This window comes from Desulfomonile tiedjei DSM 6799 (assembly GCF_000266945.1).
GTDB lineage: Bacteria > Desulfobacterota > Desulfomonilia > Desulfomonilales > Desulfomonilaceae > Desulfomonile > Desulfomonile tiedjei.
In genome coordinates this window covers 2426680-2447722 of sequence record NC_018025.1, presented here as the reverse complement: position 1 = coordinate 2447722, position 21043 = coordinate 2426680, and the positions used below count along the sequence as shown (strand labels likewise).

Here is a 21043-nt window from a genome sequence, read left to right as displayed (position 1 = left end):
TCGAAGACTCAGAGAGGAGGTGATGGTTCAAACAGGCCATGGAGGGCGAAGGAACCAACACAAGGAGCTACCATGACAGGTAAAGAACGAGTGATGAAGGTATTCAATCACGAGAAACCCGACCGAATGCCCTGTTTTTGTGTCAACGGCACTCCGACGTATGAACAGATGGATAAGGTCGGCGCTTACTGGCCCGAGGGTCACGAACGGGCCGAGGACATGGCGAAACTGGCGATTGCTGCATACACGGTGCTTGGGTTCGATGCAGTAAGAGCTCCGTTTTGTCAGACTTTCGAGGCAGAAGCTCTCGGATGCAAAGTCAAACTTGGTGGCAGAGAAAACATTCCCGGAATAGATCATCCTACGCTGTACAAAGTCGATGACGCGCCTTTTCTGCCTGATGATTTCTTGCAACGAGGCAGGATTCCTCAGCTCATCGAAGCGATACGGATAATGAAACGGGAGGTTGGCGACAAGGCGGCAATCATCGGAGGGATAATAGGACCTTTTACCATCGCTGGGGCCATGCTTGACGCGGTACCGATACTGAAGGCGAGTTTCAAGACTCCGGACAAACTACACCCATTTCTGGACGTGGCAGAGAAAGCCGGGACTCTACTGGGCAAGGCGCTTATTGAGGCAGGTGCGGATCTTATTGCAGTAGAAGACATGCAGGCTTCTCCGGACCTTATCGCTCCGCATACGTATCGAGACCTTGAGTTGGAATACCAGAAAAAGCAAGTTGATGCCCTGAGCGTGCCGGTCATCCTGCACATTTGCGGGAATGTAGACAAGATCATTCCTTTTATGCACGACACCGGGTGCGCTGCGATCAGTCTGGAGCCGAAGAGCGACACGCAACTGGCTCGCAAAGTCGTAGGTCCTTCAGGAATTCTCATTGGCGGAGTAGATGCGGCAACTACTTTGTTCATGAAGAGTCCTGATGTCGTCAAAGATGCTTCGCGGGAACAAGTTGATATGGGGTTGGATGTTCTCGCTCCCGGATGCGCTATCGCTCCAGGCACGCCGACCGCTAATCTCTTGGCTATGGTTCAAGTAGCTGAGGAGTACACGTACGCTTGATCGTGTTGAATGAGGCCTTATAAGGCTTTCCGTGTCAACCCTTCAAACCCGAGGAGGCGAAGATGAAGTACTTGACGGACTATGCAAACATTTTCACACGGTACGACCTCAACATCGAAGTAGCACGTCAATCGGCACGCAAAGTGGCCAAGGACGAGCTTCTCCAGAAGGTGGCTGATGCCGTTGTGAAAGGGGACGAAGACCAGGCGGCAGTATTGACTAAAGAAGTGCTGCAGAAAAAGTCGCCCATGGAAGTCATCAACGAAGGACTCATCCCTGGTATGAATGAAGTGAGCCGACTGTGGGACGAAGGGGTTTACTTCCTGCCCCAGGTCATATTGGCTTCAGATGCCATGAACGCAGGCATTGCTCTTTGTGAAGAGAAAATGGGTAAATCCATGGATAAGAAAGCCAAGGTTGTGACCCATACCGCAGAAGGAGATATTCACGATATCGGACAGGTCATTGTGAATGCGCTCCTGAATGCGAATGGTTTTGATGTTATCAATCTTGGTGCGGATGTCCCGGTGGACAAGGTAGTTGAAGCCTGCAGAACGCACAATCCGGTCATGGTCACCGGCACTGCACTCATGACTACCACCATGACTGCGTTTCCGAAGATTGCTGCTCAGTTGAAAAGACTGGGACTGGCTATTCCTTTCGTGTGCGGCGGAGGGGCAGTCAGCGAGGAATACGTCACGAGCTTCGAGCTGGGTGTCTGGGGCAAGGAGGCCAATCAGGCTCCCGGAATGGCCGAAGATGCTCTCTCCGGCGACAACTGGCAAGCGATGAGAGGTAAGTGGAACGGCTAATCAGTCGCCTCATTACAGCCAACCCTGATCCTGGATCCAAGGAGGAGAGTCATGAATTTGAGCAGTGAAATGGCCTATAAGAGCGCAGACGAAATGATATTCGGGACAGCGAAAAAGCCGGTCACGACCAAACGAGGCATCGTATTGGGCGGCGGTCATGTTGTTCCTGAGGTCGTTCCTCATCCACGGCCCGGCAGCGAAAAGACAATGAAGACATTGCTGCGCGAGTACGAAAGAGCCAATGGCGACGCACTGGAGCGCTGTGTTATCGTGGGACATCCACAACTCCAGATAGAAAACGAGCATATTTTCCAGATGACTCACAACCCCAAGTGGGGAGGTGAAATCGCTGCCCAAACCGCAAGGCAGATGGATGAATACCTGCAGAAGTACGGGCTGAAAGCTGCATATAGGGCCACTCCTGCAGACTTACGCAAGCCTGACATGGTGAACATGCGAGATTCCGATTATACGAGAGAGGTTCTCGAGACCTTCGAGGAATGCGCCAAGTACGCTGACATCGTATCCATTGAATCCATGGGCGGCAAAGAAGTCTTCGACCATGCCATCATCCGAAACGATATTGCAGGCCTCCTGTTCGGCCAGGCGGTGTTGGGCGGAAGAGACATGGAATGGATGTGGACACAGATCGTAGCCATCGCCAAGAAGCACAACTGCATTCCCGGTGGTGACACGAACTGCTCCGAGGCAAACACAGCCATGTTTATGGCAGGTGGTTATCTGTCCAAAGATGTGCCGCACACTCTGGCTGCTCTGTCACGGGCAATTTGCGCCAGCCGGACCCTCGTGGCGTATGAATGCGGAGCGACGGGGCCGACCAAGGACTGTGCGTACGAAGATCCCATCATCAAGTCCGTAACAGGAGTGCCCATCTCTTGCGAAGGAAAGACCAGTGCCTGTGCGCATGCAGACCTCTGTGGCAATGTCATTGCGGCGGTAACCGACGTATGGTCCAATGAAGCCGTGGAATACCACGACATGTTCGGCGGCACTACCACCGCAGTTTTCGCGGAGATACTCGGTTATGACGTTGCGGCAATGAACGCGGCCATCGATCTGGGATACCAGAAAGAGTTCCAGGCGTGCCTCGTGAACTCTGACAAGTATCGCGGCCCTCACGCCTTTATGCTGAGCCCTGACAATGCATGGCAAATAGGTAAAGCGCTGGTGGACAACAATGCCAGCCTGTATAGCCGAGCCAAAGCAGCAGCAATGAAATGCGGGGAACTCATGTTGGGCGATCCGATGCTCAAGCTGACTGCGTATGAAAAAGAGATGCTCCAGGGGTACATGAAGGACATGCAAGCTCTTCCCGATAAGGAAGGAGACTTCATTGACATGTGCCTCAAGAAGTATTCAAAAGTTAAGGGATTTGTCCCTGCAGCGTACGGTCTGTAACGCCTGAGATGGGAAAGACCGATCATTTGCGGTCTTAACCCGTATCGAAAGCGTGCATTAATCGTCCAATAGTGAGACTTGCCCCGGCCATGGCCGCCCAATGGCGGTCTTGGCCATATTTTTCCAAACCGCTATGTGAGGTTGTTTGCTGTAAAACCGCGATCTAGCTGAGAATCCGGACGCACACGCGTTGACCTCTGCAGAAAAGGAGTGGACACACATCTGCTATACGTAAGACATCGGGCCACATAGATGGAAGACGATCCCATCGATGATGGACGGCATTCATGGGACCTGGAAACAATCCTTCCACTCACGAAAGGGGGAAGCGAATGGCAATGCCAGTGCTCATAGCCATTGGTGCAATGTGGTTGGCGGTGGCGATATTTTTCCTTGGAAAAGGAGAGCCCAAAGGTACTGGAGCGATCACCGGCTTTGTAGGGTCTGTTACAATTCTGGGGGCAATAATTCAAGCCACCGTGTTCAAAGACCCTTTTGTGGCAGGACTCCTCTTCGCACACGGGATCTTCTATTGCTCCGTAGCATACGCCTTGCTCACCGGCCTGGACGATCTGAGATCCGTCGGTAACGTGAGTCTTTACACTGCTCTTGTGTCCGTCATTTACATGATCCTCTTCTTCACCGGGGGACCGGTTCTGGAAGACGGCAAGCTGTTGATAGTGAAGAGCAACTATCTGGCGTTCGCGTGTGCGGGTTACGCTGCCTTGACGTTCATGGTTTGGCTTAACGCTTACGGGAAATTCCCTACTCCTGTCCTTGCCTGGTCATTGATCGTGTGGGTAGTGTTTGGCCTCTGGGTACCAGCCTTCTACATGATGACCGCAGGAGCGTTTCCGTTCTAAATCTCTCGATGTCTTTGTTTGGAGCATAGAGGTTATAGGTCGTTCAAGACTTTCATTGCTTTGAGCGCTTCCGGGACATCGAATGACCATGCTCCGCCTGATGGCACGACGGAAATAACGTAAGTCGATGATACCCGTTCAACCTGCTTGGACGATGGGCACAGTCTATGGCGATCACATTGCAGGGCGAGCGAACCCAAAGGGCGGCAGCATTTTCAAGTGGCAAGAAGATAGCCCCTTTCCGAGAACTTCTCACTTGCAATGCCGGGCTTGCGGCAACATGTCAGTTTCTTGGAAGGAGTGAGGAAGGCGTTTACACAAGGATGGCTTCAAGTGTCAAACTCTTCTAAAGGCTTTTTCGTACGGCATCCACTTGACATGAGACAAGAAGATACTCACCATGCAAAGTGTGAGCGATGCATATCAGAGTAGATCGTCTGAACAGGTATTGCGGACTCACAGTGCGATAGCGGTAGAGGTGTTCCCATGATCGTGAACGTTGTGTACGGTTTTCTGGGAGCCGGGAAAACTACCTTCATACGATATATGATGGAGAATCCGCCCCAGAGCGAAAAAGTGGTCATTATCGTCAATGAATTCGGAGAAGTCGGAATTGACGGTCTTGTGTTGTCCGGTCATGGTGCTCAGGTGGCCGAAGTCATAGAATTGCCTTCCGGGTGCATCTGCTGCACTATAGCCAGCGATTTTCGACGTCAACTCCTGGATTTGTGCCACCGTTTCGCTCCGGACAGGATTATTGTCGAACCCACCGGCGTAGCCACCATATCCCAGATCATGCAGATACTCGAATCTGAAGACATGCGGCCTTTGTATTCAGATCTTAATCTTATTCACCTGTTGGACGCGTCGGAGTTCTTGTCTTTCATCAAGTCTCATCGGCATTTCATGGAAAACCAGATCCGACGCAGTAGAGCAGTGCTTCTCAACAAGATGGATCGAGTAAAGCCGGCGATGCTTGACCTTCTGGTAAGTTCTATAAAAGAGATCAATCCTAATGCGATTGTGTACCCCACTCGCTTCGCTCGGCTTCAGGATTCTGTCTTGAAAAAACTTCTGGGAAGTGCCGGCGACAGGGATGAGGTAACAGAGTTTCTGCAAGAATTTGAGGGAACGTTTGTCTCGGAAGGTGCTCACGGTCACGATCACGGGCTGGCAGATCAATTTGAATCCTTTGGACGAAAATACTCCGACTCATTTTCTCGACCTTGTCTGGTATCTTTCTTTGAGGCTTTGAGATCGGGCGGCTATGGAAAAGTGGTTCGTGCCAAAGGAATTTTCCAAACTCCTGAGGACTGGATAAAAGTAGAGCTTGCTTCCGGCGAGGTGCACGTTGAAGCCGCACCTATAGCGGAATACAGTGCGCTGTCCATAATCGGCCAGGAAATGAAGCCCCAGGCAATGGACGCTGCACTGGACGAGTGTCGGGAAGAATGAAGTCAGGGGGATAAATGCCTGTTCGTGACCCGATCCTGGACTGTCTCCAAGCCATAAAGGGAATACTCGCAGCGTTTGAGCTGGAACACGCAGATCGTTTCCAACTGCTGGACATCGAAACCGAGGCGGAAAAGAAAGCTTTCATGGGCATGGGCTTGTGCTACAACAGCGGAATCCGGGACGTGCTCCGTTCCAAGCATGTCTTCCTTGCCATCACGACAATGGAGTTCGAGTGGGGCTGTCAGTCCCACATGCTTCTGAAAAAAGATGATGAAATCGTAGGCGAGGAGGTCCGTGACCCATCACGAATCGAGGACCTGCAAAAACAACCGAATGCATTCTTTCTTCATAAAAATTTCGTGATCTACAAGGACAGAGTCGATTTTCCCGGAGACATAGTCGCAAAGAAGTGCTGCTTTGAATTGCCTGCTCTTGGTGCCGAAGAATGCTTGCCAGGTCTTGAAGAATTCGGAGACTACATATTCTGCTTTCCTTCCACCGCAGGAGACGTATTTCTGAAGAACAGGTACTTCGATGAAAAGGATGAATGGGGCACGGGTACCGTCTTGTTCGGTTTCGACGGTCAGTAAGTTTTCAACGGATCCTCAGTAAGTTCTTGGCCGCACTTTATGCATAAAACGCGGCCGTCTTTACTGATTTTGATCATTGCGAGATGGCCCGTGGCCTCCATGTGGAGGCGTTTAAGATCAGACCAATACTGTTTCACTTCTGTGCATGACAGGTAATGTCCGGCACGTTTTTCAGCGTCTGTATGCCAGACACCACAGCGAGTGCAAGCTTTCATTACGTTATCTCATTGTCGGAGCAAGATTTTTTTGGAATCCAACTTACTTTTTCAGATTATATAGAATAAACCATCGGAATGCTACCCGTGAAACCGATTCGCAATCAAAGAAGTAAGGCTTGGAGAACCTTCCTTATAGAAGAAGGATTTTCCGAGCCACTGCTTTGAAATGGCAAGGTATGGGAAGGATTCGCAATGACTCGGTTGGCGATTGCAATGGATCTCGGAACCAGCGGCTTCAGAGCTCATGCCATCGACCTGAACTCCCGCGAAATCATATCCACCGCTATTACTACTCGGCATCCTCTGCCCGGAGCCAATGTCATAGATCATCTACATTTTGCTCTGGAGATGAGCGTTGAGATTGCCGGCAATGTGATGATGGAAGCGGTCAACAAGGTTCTGGGAAGGCTCAGAGTTCCTCTGGATGACGTGGTGCGTCTCGCTGTCTGCGGAAATCCGATTCAGCTTTCTTTATTTCAGAGGATAGAAATCCGGGATCTGGCGTTTGCCGGCAAAAGAAAGCTGGAGGCGCTCGGAGTCGTCCCGCCCAAGCGTGATGCCACGGTTCTCACAGCTTCTCAGATTCGCGGCCTTATGATTCCTGCCGAGGCAGAAGTGCTTATTCCTCCTGCTGTCCGTCACGAGATTGGCGCGGACGCTCTGGCCATGATGATCCAAACCGGTATGCTGGAGCGGGACGAGACCTCTCTTACGACAGATTACGGGACAAATGCTGAAATGGCACTGTTCCATCAAGGACAGGTAATCACGGGCTCCACTGCCGCAGGACCTGCTCTGGAAGGTCAACAGATTACCTGTGGCATGCTGGCCATGCCTGGAGCCATTTCCGACTTGAACAGAGTCGATCATCTCCACAGGTTGATTGTCCTGGATCAAGACATGTTGTCTATCATGGGACCGCTGATCAATCTGGAGACCGGAAATGTCCGGGAAGCGGGAGAGATCGAGCCTGTCGGGATAACCGGAACAGGAACGGTTGCCATCGTAAGTCAAGGTTTGGAAGCCAATCTCGTTCGTCTGCCCCGTATAAATACTCTCGATGCCGAATTTCATCTTTCATCGGACATCAATTTTACTGAAGAAGATCTCAAAGAAGCAGGGAAAGCCATAGGATCGGTACGAGCCGGGCATGTAACGCTCTGCCATGAGGCAGGCATCGACATGGGAGATGTGGTGACAGCGTATATGTCCGGTGCTTCCGGAACATACGTGGATGCCCTGAAAGCACAGCGGCTCGGCATGATTCCTCCCAGAGTCAAAACCATCTACCAGGTGGGAAACACGTCCCTCGCTATGGCGCGCGACCTTGTACTCGACCCGAAAAAGTTAGACATGATGAGTGACCTCGCGAAGAACCTTCGCCAGACTCACTGCATGTTTGCTGCATCCAAAGTCTTTGAGAAAATATACATTCTGGAACTCTCTTTTTGGACCGAAGGAATGCCTTTCTCCCAATATCAGGCGTTTCTCAGGAGGTACGGCTTCCCTGAGCTGCTCACTATCGAAGGATCTCCGGAAGTAATCCGCACAGTCCGCCGCGATATCGACGATCTCGGTCGTCTCGGATTGGTAACTGTTCCGGACGTGGGACAGATAGTCCAGGTCCAGTTCGAAGAGTGTACCGCGTGTTTCGAATGCGTGGCGTCATGCCCGGAGAAGGCAATTCGGCATCTCGAAGGCTCAGATCCTCCGGTCTTGATACTGGATCAATCGTTATGCAATGGAGTGGCTTGCCGGAGGTGCGAACGCGCTTGTCCCCCCAAAGGATTCTCCCTTGAGCGATTTTTCAAAGAATAACCTTCAGTATCGATCGCAATCATGGTCGGTGATTATTGTGTCTCCGGATCATGATTGCCTGAGAATTACAGTGAAAAGGGGTTACCATGAGCAAAACAGAAGAGAACCTTAAAGAGGCATTTGCTGGCGAGAGTCAGGCCAGCATGCGGTACCAGGCATTCGCCGAGAAGGCAGATTCAGAGGGTTTTCCAGGGGCGGCCCGATTGTTCAGGGCAGCATCCAGAGCGGAACAGGTTCACGCGTTCAATCACTTGCGTGCCATGCAAGGGATAAGGGAGACTGAAGAGAATCTCCAAACCGCTGTGCATGGGGAAGCCTTTGAGTTCAAAGAAATGTACCCTGCCATGGTCAAAGATTCAGTTGCGGATAATGAAATTGAAGCCAGGCATAGTTTCGAATATGCCATGTCCATTGAAATGGTGCATCACAAGCTCTTTCAGAAAGCGTTGGAGAGTGAGTCCGAAAATGCTTCGGCAAACTTCTACGTTTGTCCGACGTGCGGCCACACTGTCCGGGGCAAGGCGCCGAAAAAGTGCCCGTACTGTGGAGTCGACGGGACCAAGTTTATGGAAATCACTTGAAATTCTTCCTATTATGATTCTTGGTAATCGCAAATTGTTAGTAGGTAATCGTTCGGTCTCGCGTGGGCAATAGGGAATCTGCGCCCTGGAAGGACGACCCAATAGTAGAGTAGCCACGGGCGTAGGAGACTGTCTCAAAAGTCGAATTTTATCCCAGATCGTGGCACGAAGTTCTCATGGTCTCGCTGGCCTGATTGTAGGGGCGCCCCTCGTGGATGCCCGGTAGTGACCGGCCTCCGTGCCGGTCATTGCGGGAGGGCAGGCACGAGGCCTGCCCCTACAAGGATGATGAATCGTGCCACAATTTAATGTGGATTCATGACTTTTGAGACACTTTCGTTAACCCGTGGACAGCGCCATATTCATAAGCATGGTTCAGCGGCCTTGAAAGGGTCAACCAAAAGGTCAATGATTCCCAAATGTTATTGGTGGACTATTCCAGGGTACTGGAAGACAAAGGATTTGTCGCATTGCTTCCGTGGGTTTGCACCCACGGCTATCGTTGCGTAGCCCCTTCGGAGCCGAAGAAATCTCTCTCATGCGTAACTGAATGGTTGAGTTAAGAGCGATTTCTCGTTGTAAGTGAAGCGGGGAAGCGTTGTCTCATACGGAGACCCATGACCTCCCCGCCTATCCTGAGCAGAACTCCAACCTTAGTGCATCAGACAGCTAGATCTCACTTGCCGGGAGTCGGGTCTGCCGGCTTCCCGGTCTGGGCAGCCTTCATGGCCTTCTCAGCTTCTGCCTTGCTCGCGAAAGGACCCTTAACGATCGAGGCCGGGTCCGCGGGTTTCTTATCCAGGATGGATACCTTCCCCTGAGAGTCCTTGGCTACATAGAATTCGTTTGCAGCGACAGCGACAGTGGCTGAGGCAAAAGCCATTAATGCCACTATGACCATTATGAACTGAACAGCTTTCTTCATCGTCTTCTCCTTAATGTTGTTGCTCGGACGAGGAAGTCGTCCTGAGCCGGAATCAGCAGGTCGAAAGACCTTACAGCCGTTTCTGCGTCATCTGCCTAAGTAGTCGGAGCCAGCAAAAAAACCTGACAGCGGGAGGGATAGAATTCTGTGAGCACGAATCGGCTAGGGTGCTTGAGCCTCCGGCTCGATCGTGTTCCTTCAGTTGCCCACGGAAGTGAGACGCTGGGGGCCATGTCATTGCGAGGAGCGGAGCGACGTGGCAATCTCCTGATACGTGCCTGCACTTTCATGGGATTGCTTCGCTTCGCTCACCGGCAGCCTACGTACTCAGACAAAATACTCTCAAACCACCGCCCGAGACTGAAGCCTCCGGTTCGATCGCTTTTGCTGATTGACGTTTTCGGGAATGGTACAGTATGGTGGTGTTCATTCTGAAGCCGAGGAGTGGCGTCTGTTCTTCCGGGAGGCAATCTGAACATCACCTTGTACATGTTGTGCCTGATCTTTTTTCTTTCGGGTGCTGCTGCGTTAATTTTTGAAACACTCTGGTTTCGGCTGGCGGGTCTTACTTTCGGAAACAGTGTTTGGGCCGGAGCAGTGGTTCTGTCGAGCTTTATGGCAGGCATCGCGCTCGGAAACGGACTTGCGGCAGTTCGCGGCAGAAACTTTCGGAATCCCATCGGAACGTACGCTTTCGCCGAAGTCGCCGTAGCGGTCAGCGGATTGGCTCTGGTTCTTGCGTTGCCTTTTCTCACCGGATGGTTTGTTCCGCTCTTCAGGCCTTTTGTGGACAATCCCCTGGTAATTAATCCCTTGAGATTGTTCCTTGCGTTCATACTGATGCTGATTCCCGCAACGGCGATGGGAGTAACTTTGCCGTTGATGGTGAAAGCTCTTCATACGGAAGGTCCGCATTTCGGAAGAGTGCTCGGACTGTTGTACGGTCTCAATACATTGGGCGCTGTAGCTGGAGCCGTTGCAGCGGAAATGTACTTTATCGGAATGTTCGGCATAAGAGGAACAGGCATTGTGGCATGCGTTACGGATCTATTCTGTGCGGCAAGCGCCTTGATGCTGTCCAGAAATCTGGGAAAATCGAAATCTGTCCAACACACTGTTGAAGCTTCGCCACCCTATTCGAAGGGCGTCCGTTTTCTCATGGCCGGTTTTCTCTCAGGAGCCCTTTTCCTCGCTCTCGAGATCATATGGTTCCGCTTTCTCGTTCTTTTCATCAATGCCCACAGCCTGGCATTTGCTATTATGCTGGCTCTCGTTCTCAGTGGGATCGGACTGGGAGGGCTCATTGCATCTCTGCTGTTCCGTTTTCAGTGGGATTTCTCAGCTCTCCTCCCGGCGGTTTCTCTTCTGACAGGAGCTGTATGCGTGCTGACGTACGGTTCTTTCGGATTTCTGGCTCAACCGGGGTCAGAGTATTTCTCGGAGCTGTCCAACACAATCTATTACTCCTTTCCTCTGGTCTTTCCTGTTTCGCTGCTTTCCGGAATCCTGTTTACCATGGCTGCAGATGCGGCGCATCGCAAAATCCTGGGGAGTATCGAAACCACCGGTCGCTTCACGCTTGCAAATACCCTTGGAGCAACCCTGGGGTCTCTCCTGGGTGGGTTTGTACTGCTTCCGTTGCTTGGAATGGAAAAATCTTTCTTCATCATTGCTCTTGGCTATGGAATCCTCACTCTTCTGGTTTTGCCGGAGCGATTCCCTCCTGGGAAGAATGTATTCTCGCTCATAGCATCGACAGCACTGTTTCTCGTTTGCATCCTGCTCTTTCCGTTCGGTTCGATGCAGAAACACCTGCATGCAGTGGGAGAGAGACTATGCGGAGATGAATCCGGATGGCGCATGGCTGCTGTTCGGGAAGGCCTCACGGAAACCAGCCAATACTGGCAGAAGGGATTGTCGGGAAGTCTCGTCAACACCAGACTCTTTACGAATAATCACGCAATGTCGTCCACTGAGCTTCTTGGAAAGCGGTACATGAACTTTTTCGTGTATTTTCCGGTCGCTCTTCATGCAGACCCAAAGGACGCTTTGCTCATATGCTTCGGCGTGGGCAGCACCGCAAAAGCATTATCCGATACAAAATCGCTCCAGTCCATTACCGTTGTGGACATCTCGAAAGATATTCTCGAAGGCTCTCGGGTGATTTTCCGTGATGACATCTCGAATCCGCTGAACGATCCCAGAGTCAGGGTTCACGTAGAGGATGGGAGATTCTTCCTGCAAACGACTACACAGCGTTTCGACGTCATTACCGGAGAGCCGCCTCCCCCATGGTTGGCAGGAGTGGTGAACCTGTATTCGCAGGAATACTTTCAGCTTATTCATGATAGCTTGAAAGAAGGCGGAATAGCTACGTACTGGCTACCGGTTGCGCAACTGGGCGTGGCAGGGTCAAAGTCTGTCTTGAAAGCTTTCTGCAACGTTTTTGAAAATTGCACTCTTTGGACAGGAATAGGGTTCGAGTGGATTATGGTAGGAACTCGCGGAAACGGCGCAAAAGTGTCCGAAAAGCATTTCGCCAAACAGTGGGAAGACCCTCTTGTCGGTCCGAGCATACGTTACTGCGGGTTTGAGGTTCCCGAGCAACTCGGGACTGCATTCCTTATGGACGCCTCCCACATCAAGGAATGGACTAAAGACAGGAATCCGGTAGTAGACAATTTTCCGAAAAGAATCTTCGGGAGACGTTCCGCTGAAGATCCTGCAGACAGTCTGGAATCAGCAATGGAAGTGAGCAAAACCACCGAAAGATTTCAGACGTCAAAAGCGATTGGTTCAATATGGCCTGATGCGCTGGTCTCCAAGTCTTTAGATTTATTTGAAGTTCAACAATTCCTCAATGAATTGTTCCTGAAACCCGTACCGGAGACGGCTATCTTCAACATAGAGACAATGCATCGCATCTTGAAGGATACATCCTTGAGATTTCCCATACTCTGGGCCGTAGGAGGATCGGAGTGTGCTGAAATCGATACGACAGAAATCCGCAATGCTCCTTCAAGAGAAAAGGATAGCGAACTGGTGCTGCGCCTTGCCGCCCACGCTCTTGCGAACCGCAACTTCACTGAAGCAGAGAGATATTTTGCAGAACTCGAGCGACTCTTGCTCGGGACGCATGCAACTTATTACAGGATCTATGCGTTGTGTTTAGCGGGAAAGCCTCAAGAAGCCATGAAGATCGTGGAAGATAATGCCGGACTGTTCAAGTCGCCAGTAGGTGCACATTTTCTGCGATGGCTTAAGGATACATTTTATCCATGAAAAAGTCGTCCCCATATCAATGACCATATGAAGAGACATCTGTAGAATGATGCTAGATCAAAATGCTCTGATAAGAAATGGCATCCCTCTTCAAGATCTTTTTCAGCGGCGTCAAGGCTCGTTACTCGCACGACAGGTCTCGCCACAATGCTTGACTACCCGTGGAATTGGTTTCTGATGAATGGAAACTTTGAAACAGGGCGATGGATGAAATTGAACTTCTCAGCGCACTCAGTCTTCACAAAAGGTGAACCGATTGATGAACCGCTTGAGCTGGATTGCAGCGGAAGGGCTTATGCTGGTTATGGCAAATCCAGCCATTCCTCGGTTGGCCCAACGGCAAACCGCATCGAATGAAAATGTTTGCATTTCGTCGAACTCTAATGCCTTTATCAGGAAGGTTCGCTTTTCTCCCCGAACGCTCTTAATTCGTCCCACCTTGATCCCATCTTCGGAAATGTCCATGACAATAAATTCTGAGAATACGTCATTCATGTCATAGACGGGAACGTTGCCGAGAGGTTTGCTCCGCCTGAACCTTCTTAGATCACGATCCACTACATCGGGAATACGCTCTGTTGTTCGGTTCGCCAGGTCGAACTCGTTCAGAATTCCTGAGTCCAGGAGTTTCCGAAAAATGCTGTTCAGTTGTTCGGTAGAAGTGAGACCGAAAATCTTCATGAGCTGGACGTCGGTCATCCCCGCTCGGAATTCTCTCACGAAATCCTGAGCCCTTATTCTCTTCCGGCACGTCATGTCGCCCCCCATATGCGGATCGCCGTTAGACTTCCAAGCGCCTCTCAAAACAAACGACGGCAGAAATTTGATTCAGCAGCTTAAGCCGCTTTATCTAAAAAAGAGTCGATATTTTATTCTAGAACCACTCTGTCCCTGTGGCAATAAATTTCTGCGGTAGATCGTCCATGCATTACGAATGGGCCATTACCCGCTTCAGAGTATCGCTCAACTGCTTTGCCGTGTACGGCTTCGCTACCATTGCCTTGAAACCGAACGTGGCATAATCGGCCATCAAAGGATCGTTGGAATACCCGCTTGACACCACAGCCTTGACGTTCGGATCTATATGAAGCAACATCTGCATGGTCTCGGCGCCTCCCATGCCATCTGCAACGGTCAAGTCCAGAACAACTACATCAAAAGGATGTGATGACTCTCTTGCCGCGTTGTACAGCTTGATAGCCTCCGATCCGTCCCTGGCCAGCACGACGGTATACCCCAGAGTGGAGAGGACTTCGCATACAACATCTCGTATAGAAAGCTCATCATCCATGATCAGTATCTTACCATCTCCTAACTGAGGGAGCCCGTTTACATCGAACAACCTTCTCGGCACTGCTTGTGCAGCCGGGAGATAGGTGTACATCGTTGTGCCGACACCCTCTTTGGATTCGGCAGTAATTAAGCCACCATGATTCTTTATGATTGAGTAGGCAGTGGCAAGACCGAGTCCGCTGCCCTTGTTCTTGGTGGTGAAATACGGATCGAAAATCTTCGGCAAAACCCTTTCCGGTATGCCGATACCCTGATCGCGAACCGATATTTTTACATAATCCCCCTCTTCCAGCGGAAGCGCTTGTGTAGAGATTGCTCTGACATTTTCGGCCTGAACCTGAATCATGCCCCCCTGAGGCATGGCATGCACGGCATTGATCACGAGATTGTTAAGGACCTGACCGATTTGCCCCTCATCCACATCCACCGGCAGGAGATCGTCAGGAATCAGGAAGTCACAACGGGAACTGGAGCCTGTAACAGCGAAATTGCACGAATCTGCTATTAATTGCGAAATAATCGTAGTCTTTTTTATCGGAATGCCACCCTTTGAAAAAGTGAGCAATTGTTTAGTAAGTCCCTGTGCCTGGAGACAGGCTTTTTCCGCTTCTGTCAGCCTGATCGTCGCCTTCTCCGGAAAATGTGCCTGCATTTTTGCAAGAGAAATGTTCCCCAAAATTGCAGTCAGAATATTGTTGAAGTCGTGAGCGATGCCACCTGCCAGAACGCCAAGTGACTCGAGCTTCTGAATTTTTACCAGTTCTTCCTCCATCTTCCTTCTGCCGGTTATGTCAACGAGGAAATTCAAGGACGCGGGCTTGCCTTCCCATGTCAGGGCCACTGCATTGATTTCCATCCATTTGAGGTTACCGAGACGGTCAACAATCCTGAATGCATAAACCTGAGGAGGATTCAGCCCTGCAAGCCTTTGGGAGTATCTTCCTGCCACCAGGGCCCGGTCGTCGGGATGGATGAACTCCACGAAAGGTCTGGAAGTGAGTTCCTCCTCGGAATAGCCCATGATTTCTACTGCTTTCCGATTGACAAATCGGAGCATCTCTCCTTGAGCCACAAGAATGGCTTCATTCGCGTTTTCCACAACCAGCCGATATTTCTCTTCCGATTCTCTGAGAGCCTCTTTCGCTCGTTTTCTCTCAGTAATGTCTCTCGCAGTGCCATGAACTCCAACCGGCTTTCCGTCACCTATAATGACCCGGGAGTTAATCTCGAACCAGTGAGAAGTTCCGTCTTTCGATCGGACAAGGATTTCGTACGGACCGCTCCTTTCCACACCTTCTTCGCTTTTTTTTCGGAGTTCCTCTGCAACAATCGGCAAAGACTCAGGATCGACGATATCTCGAAGATGCAGGGATTGAAATTCAGTTGACGAGAATCCGAGGATTTTTCTTGCGGCCTCGTTGACCGATATACACCTGCCGTTCATATCGTGGGTGTAAATAATGTCTGACGCATTCTCAAAAAGGTCTCGATATTTTGCTTCGCTCTCCCGCAGGGCCTCTTCACTCCGTCTGATATCCTCGGTTTTCCTCCGAACAATTGTCCTCAACCTTGCATTCCATCCCCAAACCCAGAGCGAGAGCAAGAGAACAGCGCTAATTCCGATAACAATATGCCAGAGATAATGATCTATCCACGATTTTTCCGGTCTGAACTTTGTGCCAAGCCACTTTTTGCTGATCTTATCAAGAACTCCCGTCTTCCGGGCTTCCTGGATCCCTTTGTTCAAAATGCCTATGAGCAAAGCATTTTGCTTGTTCGAAGCCATACAGTTTCTACCGGTATACAGAGGTTCCCCAACCTTCTTGATGCGATCCGTAAGCCGACTACTGAAAATATGATACAGCACGATCTGTTCGTCACCGATCACCGCATCGGCCTTACCGGCAATGACCATATCGGCAGCTTCAGCAAAATCGTTCGTATCGAGTATCTCGAAACGAATCTGTTTGAATTCCAGGAACTCCTTGGCATAATCACCCTTCTGTACGGCAACGATCTTGCCGTTCAGATCCTTGATATCTTTAATATCGGTTCTATCTGCCTGGACGAACATCGATGCCGGCACATCGTACAAGGTTTCGGTGAATGCGAATTTCTCGTCACGTCTGTCACTGTAGAAGAGACTGGTGAGAACGTCTGCTCTTCCCGATAGTACGGCTTCCTGTGCTTGCTGAAAGGTTGCGTCAGCGAATACCGGCTGAAATCCTATTTCCACTGCCAACCAACGGATCACATCCAGCATCATGCCCTCGCATTGCCCGTCTTTATTCGCGAACTCAAAAGGCGCATATCGTGTCTGGCTGATGAACGAAACGGTTTGTTTGTTGCGAATATATTCCTGTTCCGCACTTGAAAGCGTGAGGGCGTGGACAAAAGAAACGGGCGCAATCAAAAAAGCGGCAATGAAGAAGAAGGCTATCGTCATAACCATTCTTCTGCGTACAGCCATTCTTGTCCTCCCGTTCAGGAATTGTCCTGACGATTCCCCGATTATGTAGGTGTCTGCTCCAGAATCTAGCAGTCGGAGCCTCCCCCGATAGGAAAAAAGTGATCCGAATGGAATTCTTCCAATTCCAAGCGGCATTCACCTTATGAGAATAAGAGTCCTGTTGATCTCTGGTTTTTTAATGTAGCTCTGACAAATGCACTCGGTCAAGCAATATATTTCAGGAGGTTACCTGATACGAACAAACCCCGGCATTAGAGCCGGATGAAATCTGAAAGTGATTCATATGAGAAAGCATCTCCACGGAACTTTCCTCCTCCGCGAGATGTGTTAGAGTATGATTGAAGGACTGGAGCGTTTCGGTACATGCATGAGGGACTCCAGGACCTTTTTTTTGCCAGGGATGGATATGGCCGATCAATATTATCCGAGCTCTTCTGCCTGGAGTCCGCTCAGACATTCTATTTTTCGAGCACTCTGGACAGCAGCGATTGTCTCAAATATCGGGACATGGATGCAGAATGTGGGTGGGGTGTGGCTCATGACTTCCCTCACCACGTCGTCTTTGATGGTGGCTTTGATGCAGACGGCCACGAGTCTACCAGTATTCCTTGTCGTGCTTCCGGCTGGAGCGGTGGCCGATATTGTAGATCGGCGCAGGATGCTCCTTTTTACCCAGGGATGGATGTGTGCAGCAGCGGCAGGTCTGAGCGTGCTTACCATCCTGGGAGCGACCACTCCATGGCTCCTGCTTCTCTTCACATTCGCACTCGGGTTGGGAGCGGCGGCAAACATGCCGGTGTGGCAAGCTGTTGTCCCCGGACTCGTTTCGAGGGACGAACTGCCATCTGCTGTAGCCTTGAACGGTGTGGCGTTCAATATAGCTCGAGCTTTGGGGCCCGGGCTGGCAGGCATTATAGTCGCCATAGCCGGGCCGGGACCCGTGTTTCTCCTTAATGCCGCTTCATTCGCAGGTGTTATTGCGGTTTTGTACGGATGGAAGTTCTCTCCAGCCGAGCGTTCGCTGCCCCCGGAACACGTGATAGAAGCCATTCGGACAGGGGCACGATATACAGTTCACGCTGCGGAACTTCGTGCCGTGCTTGTGCGCTGTTCGGTCTTCATTTTCTCTGCCAGTGCTTTGTGGGCACTCATGCCGGTGGTCGCACGCTATAAGCTGGGTATGGATGCTATCGGATTCGGATGGTTTTTCGGCTGTATCGGAGTTGGAGCGCTGATAGGCGCTGCAATTCTGCCTATCCTGAGACGCAAGTTTGCCACGAATGTGCTCATAAGCAGTGCCACTGTTGCGCTGGCGGTTGTGCTCCTGATCATGGGATATGTCCGGAACATCGGTCTGTTGTACAGTGCCATGATTCTCGCGGGAGCAGGCTGGATGGCAGCCATGTCCAGCTTCACCGTCGCGGCACAAATAGCCGTGCCGTCCTGGGTTCAGGCTCGGGCGCTGGGGTTTTACGTACTCTCGTTCCAGGGAGGCATGGCTATTGCCAGCGTTATATGGGGAACAATCACTCAGCACTTCGGAAGTACTCTTGCTCTCACTTGTGCTGCGTTTGGGCTTTTGGGAAGCCTTGTCACTGCCAGAATTTGGCCGATGAGGCCCGGACCCGGCGCAGACTTGACGCCTTCGCTTCATTGGCCGGAACCCAGCGTGACCGTACCGCTGGACCCCGAAGAAGGTCCTGTGCTGATAATGCTGGAGTACACCATCGATCCCGGCAATGCGAACGAATTCGTTCACGCAATGTACCGACTGGGCAACATTCGACGACGCGATGGAGCGAGACAATGGGGCTTGTTTCGCGACCTTGCAATGTCAGGAAGATATGTAGAGACGTTTGTCCTGGATTCCTGGGCCGAGCACCTGCGGCAACATGCCCGCATGACGGTTTCAGACCGTGCAATTGAAGACCGGGTGAAAGGTTTTCATCTTGGCGACTCGCCTCCGACAGCCTCTCATCTCATTTACGAATACGATCGCGACAAATGAGCCAAGAATCGGCTTTCTATCCGATCCTCTTGAAACATCGAAATCTAATTTTGCGATTATCGGAACCGAAGTGAATGGAAAGTATTATACTCCTTGACTAATAGCGGCTTTGGCAAGATTATACCGATCGATGGCGCACTGCAACTTGGACCTTCTATAGCAAGACAAAGTATGTAAAGCCTATTGTCATCGAGTTGTCTTGACGACATACTGCAATTTTTGGAGGACGTTGTGAAAGAATCAACTGAAATTCATGGTTATTGCGATCAACGCTTCCTGGCAGTGAAGGACGCATTTGCCGGGAACTTCGAGTCCGGTTTAGAAGTGGGAGCGTCGTTTGCGGTCACGCTCGATTCGGAATACGTAGTCGATCTTTGGGCAGGGCACGCGGATGCAGCGCAAACAATGCCGTGGGAACGGAATACGATCACGAATGTATATTCAACCACAAAAGTGATGACAACCCTGTGTGCGCTCATGCTGGTCGATCGCGGTCAACTTGATCTGGATTCGGCGGTGGCTGACTATTGGCCGGAATTTGCGCAAGGGGGAAAGAGCGAAATAATAGTCCGTTGGCTGCTCAGCCATAGCGCGGGACTAGCAGGCATCAACGAGCCCCTTCCAATGGAAGCACTCTATGATTGGGGCAGAATTACAGAAATCCTGGCACGTCAAGAGCCGTGGTGGCAACCCGGAACTCAAAGTGGTTACCATATGGTGACGTTCGGGTATCTCGTCGGAGAACTGGTCCGACGCATTTCCGGAAAGACCCTGGGTTCGTTTTTCCGTGACGAGGTCTCGGTTCCGCTGGGAGCTGATTTCCACATTGGTTTACGCAGGGAGCACGACGCTCGCGTTGCAGAACTCATCCCGCCGCCGCCGATGGAGCCACCGGTTTTCGACCCGGAATCATTTGCAGCGAGAACGCTCTTTAATCCGCCGATCATCCCGGGGTATTCCGACAGAGCCTGGAGAGCTGCGGAAATCCCTTCCAGCAACGGACACGGGAACGCTCGCTCCGCAGCTCGAGTTGGCTCACTTCTGGCTTGCGGAGGCCAGTTGGACGGTCTGCGGTTGCTTTCTCAGGCGACAATCGATCACGCAATCGAAGAACAGTACAATGGCACGGACGTTGTGCTCGGTGCGCCCGTGCGATACGGATTGGGTTTCGGTTTGGTCAACGAAGCGCTTCCATGCTTAAGTCCACGTTCGTTCTACTGGGGTGGCTTCGGCGGGTCCTGGCTTGAGATGGACCCGGACTCCAGGCTGTGTTTTTCGTATGTAATGAACAAACTCGAAGCGAATCCTGGCGGCGACGTGCGCATGATTGGATTGAGAAACGCCGTTATGACTGCGATGCAATCGAAGTGACGTCATAGTAACCCCACAACCACCCGGCTGGATCGAGAAGCAGCCGTGACCGATAGGAAGGGGTCTTGAACAGGCTCAAGTTCATCGCTTTCACGACTAGCTGAGACGGATTTGAAAACGTCAAGCAGGAATCGCACTCGTCCCGATGAAGTGAACGCTTCGCGACTATGAATCAGCCTTTTCGATGCATTTGAGAATTTATTGTGAGTGATTAGACTGATTATTGGAAGGATGAATGCTGAGAATTGGCTCAGTGTGGATTCGACAAGAATTGTACAAAGGTGGATTTGTATTCACTTGGAGGGTGTCATGATTTCAGAAAGAGGTCGGAAATTAAATATTCTGTTGGTTGAAGACAACCCTTTTGATATTTTTCTCACCAAAAGAGCACTAGAAGACAGCAAGATCAACCTACGGCTGCATGTGGTCGAAAATGGGGCCGATGCCGTACATTTTTTGCACCAAAAATGTATACAGCGAGATACGGATATTCCATGCCCCGATCTCGTTCTCTTAGACTTGAACTTGCCAGGCATGAGCGGCACGGAAGTCCTGGAAGAAATTAAGGGGAATCCGTTCACTTTACATATTCCGGTTATTGTCTTGACCACTTCGGACGAACCGCGCGATATTTGTGAAGCCTACTTTCTCCAAGCGAACTGTTTTATCACCAAACCCGTTGATGTGGATCAATTCACAGCCGCGGTACAGTCAATTGAAAAATTCTGGACTGAAGTTGCCAAGCTACCACCCGATAGCGGTACTTGACTGAGACCATTTCGCAGTTATGCATATAAGATAGCGAAGGCTGGGGTGTCCTGAGCGGAGTGATCAGACGGCTTTGCGTCGTCCGGA

General features: G+C 50.9%; 15 protein-coding genes. 12 read left to right on the top strand and 3 right to left on the bottom strand.

The genetic code is table 11. The annotated features are described in order from the left end of the window. Positions 1 to 72: 72 nt before the first annotated feature. The 8 genes from DESTI_RS10190 (at position 73) to DESTI_RS10150 (ending at position 8839) form a co-directional block, all read left to right on the top strand. On the top strand, positions 73 to 1083 hold the full coding sequence (locus DESTI_RS10190) for an MtaA/CmuA family methyltransferase (protein WP_014809883.1): 1011 nt from the start codon (positions 73 to 75) through the stop codon (positions 1081 to 1083). Between the two features lie 62 nt (positions 1084 to 1145). Continuing rightward, positions 1146 to 1895, top strand: coding sequence for a cobalamin B12-binding domain-containing protein (locus DESTI_RS10185; protein ID WP_014809882.1), 750 nt, complete (start codon positions 1146 to 1148; stop codon positions 1893 to 1895). Between the two features lie 51 nt (positions 1896 to 1946). Then, complete coding sequence (locus tag DESTI_RS10180; protein ID WP_014809881.1) at positions 1947 to 3314, top strand: methyltransferase MtaB domain-containing protein; 1368 nt, start codon at positions 1947 to 1949, stop codon at positions 3312 to 3314. Positions 3315 to 3646: 332 nt separating this feature from the next. Beyond that, positions 3647 to 4177 (top strand): AmiS/UreI family transporter, encoded by a 531-nt coding sequence (locus DESTI_RS10175; RefSeq protein ID WP_014809880.1) that lies wholly within the window; start codon positions 3647 to 3649, stop codon positions 4175 to 4177. A 486-nt stretch (positions 4178 to 4663) separates the two neighbouring features. Further along, positions 4664 to 5632 carry a CobW family GTP-binding protein gene (locus DESTI_RS10170; protein ID WP_014809879.1) on the top strand — a complete coding sequence of 323 codons (969 nt, stop codon included), beginning with the start codon at positions 4664 to 4666 and terminating at the stop codon, positions 5630 to 5632. A 14-nt stretch (positions 5633 to 5646) separates the two neighbouring features. Next, entirely contained in the window at positions 5647 to 6222 is a 576-nt protein-coding gene (locus DESTI_RS10165; RefSeq protein ID WP_014809878.1) for a hypothetical protein, read from the top strand. Positions 6223 to 6632: 410 nt separating this feature from the next. Beyond that, positions 6633 to 8258, top strand: coding sequence for a methylamine methyltransferase corrinoid protein reductive activase (locus DESTI_RS10155; protein ID WP_014809876.1), 1626 nt, complete (start codon positions 6633 to 6635; stop codon positions 8256 to 8258). An 86-nt stretch (positions 8259 to 8344) separates the two neighbouring features. Beyond that, a complete protein-coding gene (locus DESTI_RS10150) occupies positions 8345 to 8839 on the top strand; it encodes a rubrerythrin family protein (protein ID WP_014809875.1) in 495 nt (164 codons plus the stop codon). A 676-nt stretch (positions 8840 to 9515) separates the two neighbouring features. On the opposite strand, the gene DESTI_RS10145 is transcribed toward DESTI_RS10150, so the two are convergent. Beyond that, positions 9516 to 9764, bottom strand: a complete 249-nt coding sequence (locus DESTI_RS10145) for a hypothetical protein (protein ID WP_014809874.1) — start codon at positions 9762 to 9764, stop codon at positions 9516 to 9518. A 444-nt stretch (positions 9765 to 10208) separates the two neighbouring features. Between DESTI_RS10145 and DESTI_RS10140 the strand changes: the two genes are divergently transcribed. Then, positions 10209 to 13046 (top strand): spermidine synthase, encoded by a 2838-nt coding sequence (locus DESTI_RS10140; protein WP_052316028.1) that lies wholly within the window; start codon positions 10209 to 10211, stop codon positions 13044 to 13046. Between the two features lie 231 nt (positions 13047 to 13277). Here the strand turns inward: DESTI_RS10140 and DESTI_RS10135 are convergent, their stop codons facing one another. Together DESTI_RS10135 and DESTI_RS28705 are read right to left on the bottom strand one after the other, a co-directional pair. After that, positions 13278 to 13802 (bottom strand): PilZ domain-containing protein, encoded by a 525-nt coding sequence (locus DESTI_RS10135; protein WP_014809872.1) that lies wholly within the window; start codon positions 13800 to 13802, stop codon positions 13278 to 13280. A gap of 172 nt (positions 13803 to 13974) precedes the next feature. Beyond that, positions 13975 to 16809 (bottom strand): PAS domain S-box protein, encoded by a 2835-nt coding sequence (locus DESTI_RS28705; RefSeq protein WP_014809871.1) that lies wholly within the window; start codon positions 16807 to 16809, stop codon positions 13975 to 13977. A 406-nt stretch (positions 16810 to 17215) separates the two neighbouring features. Here DESTI_RS28705 and DESTI_RS10125 point away from each other — a divergent pair, with 406 nt between their 5' ends. From DESTI_RS10125 to DESTI_RS10115, 3 genes are all read left to right on the top strand, one after another. Beyond that, positions 17216 to 18817 (top strand): MFS transporter, encoded by a 1602-nt coding sequence (locus tag DESTI_RS10125; RefSeq protein ID WP_014809870.1) that lies wholly within the window; start codon positions 17216 to 17218, stop codon positions 18815 to 18817. A 231-nt stretch (positions 18818 to 19048) separates the two neighbouring features. Next, the gene (locus DESTI_RS10120; protein WP_014809869.1) at positions 19049 to 20188 is read left to right on the top strand and encodes an EstA family serine hydrolase; all 1140 of its coding nucleotides are present in this window, start codon (positions 19049 to 19051) and stop codon (positions 20186 to 20188) included. Between the two features lie 309 nt (positions 20189 to 20497). Continuing rightward, complete coding sequence (locus DESTI_RS10115) at positions 20498 to 20956, top strand: response regulator (protein WP_014809868.1); 459 nt, start codon at positions 20498 to 20500, stop codon at positions 20954 to 20956. Positions 20957 to 21043 lie beyond the last annotated feature (87 nt).

Coding starts and splice junctions, on each gene's coding strand:
- DESTI_RS10190 (WP_014809883.1), top strand. CDS start 73: ATGACAGGTAAAGAACGAGTGATGAAGGTATTCAATCACGAGAAACCC.
- DESTI_RS10185 (WP_014809882.1), top strand. CDS start 1,146: ATGAAGTACTTGACGGACTATGCAAACATTTTCACACGGTACGACCTC.
- DESTI_RS10180 (WP_014809881.1), top strand. CDS start 1,947: ATGAATTTGAGCAGTGAAATGGCCTATAAGAGCGCAGACGAAATGATA.
- DESTI_RS10175 (WP_014809880.1), top strand. CDS start 3,647: ATGGCAATGCCAGTGCTCATAGCCATTGGTGCAATGTGGTTGGCGGTG.
- DESTI_RS10170 (WP_014809879.1), top strand. CDS start 4,664: ATGATCGTGAACGTTGTGTACGGTTTTCTGGGAGCCGGGAAAACTACC.
- DESTI_RS10165 (WP_014809878.1), top strand. CDS start 5,647: ATGCCTGTTCGTGACCCGATCCTGGACTGTCTCCAAGCCATAAAGGGA.
- DESTI_RS10155 (WP_014809876.1), top strand. CDS start 6,633: ATGACTCGGTTGGCGATTGCAATGGATCTCGGAACCAGCGGCTTCAGA.
- DESTI_RS10150 (WP_014809875.1), top strand. CDS start 8,345: ATGAGCAAAACAGAAGAGAACCTTAAAGAGGCATTTGCTGGCGAGAGT.
- DESTI_RS10145 (WP_014809874.1), bottom strand. CDS start 9,764: ATGAAGAAAGCTGTTCAGTTCATAATGGTCATAGTGGCATTAATGGCT.
- DESTI_RS10135 (WP_014809872.1), bottom strand. CDS start 13,802: ATGACGTGCCGGAAGAGAATAAGGGCTCAGGATTTCGTGAGAGAATTC.
- DESTI_RS28705 (WP_014809871.1), bottom strand. CDS start 16,809: ATGGCTGTACGCAGAAGAATGGTTATGACGATAGCCTTCTTCTTCATT.
- DESTI_RS10125 (WP_014809870.1), top strand. CDS start 17,216: ATGGCCGATCAATATTATCCGAGCTCTTCTGCCTGGAGTCCGCTCAGA.
- DESTI_RS10115 (WP_014809868.1), top strand. CDS start 20,498: ATGATTTCAGAAAGAGGTCGGAAATTAAATATTCTGTTGGTTGAAGAC.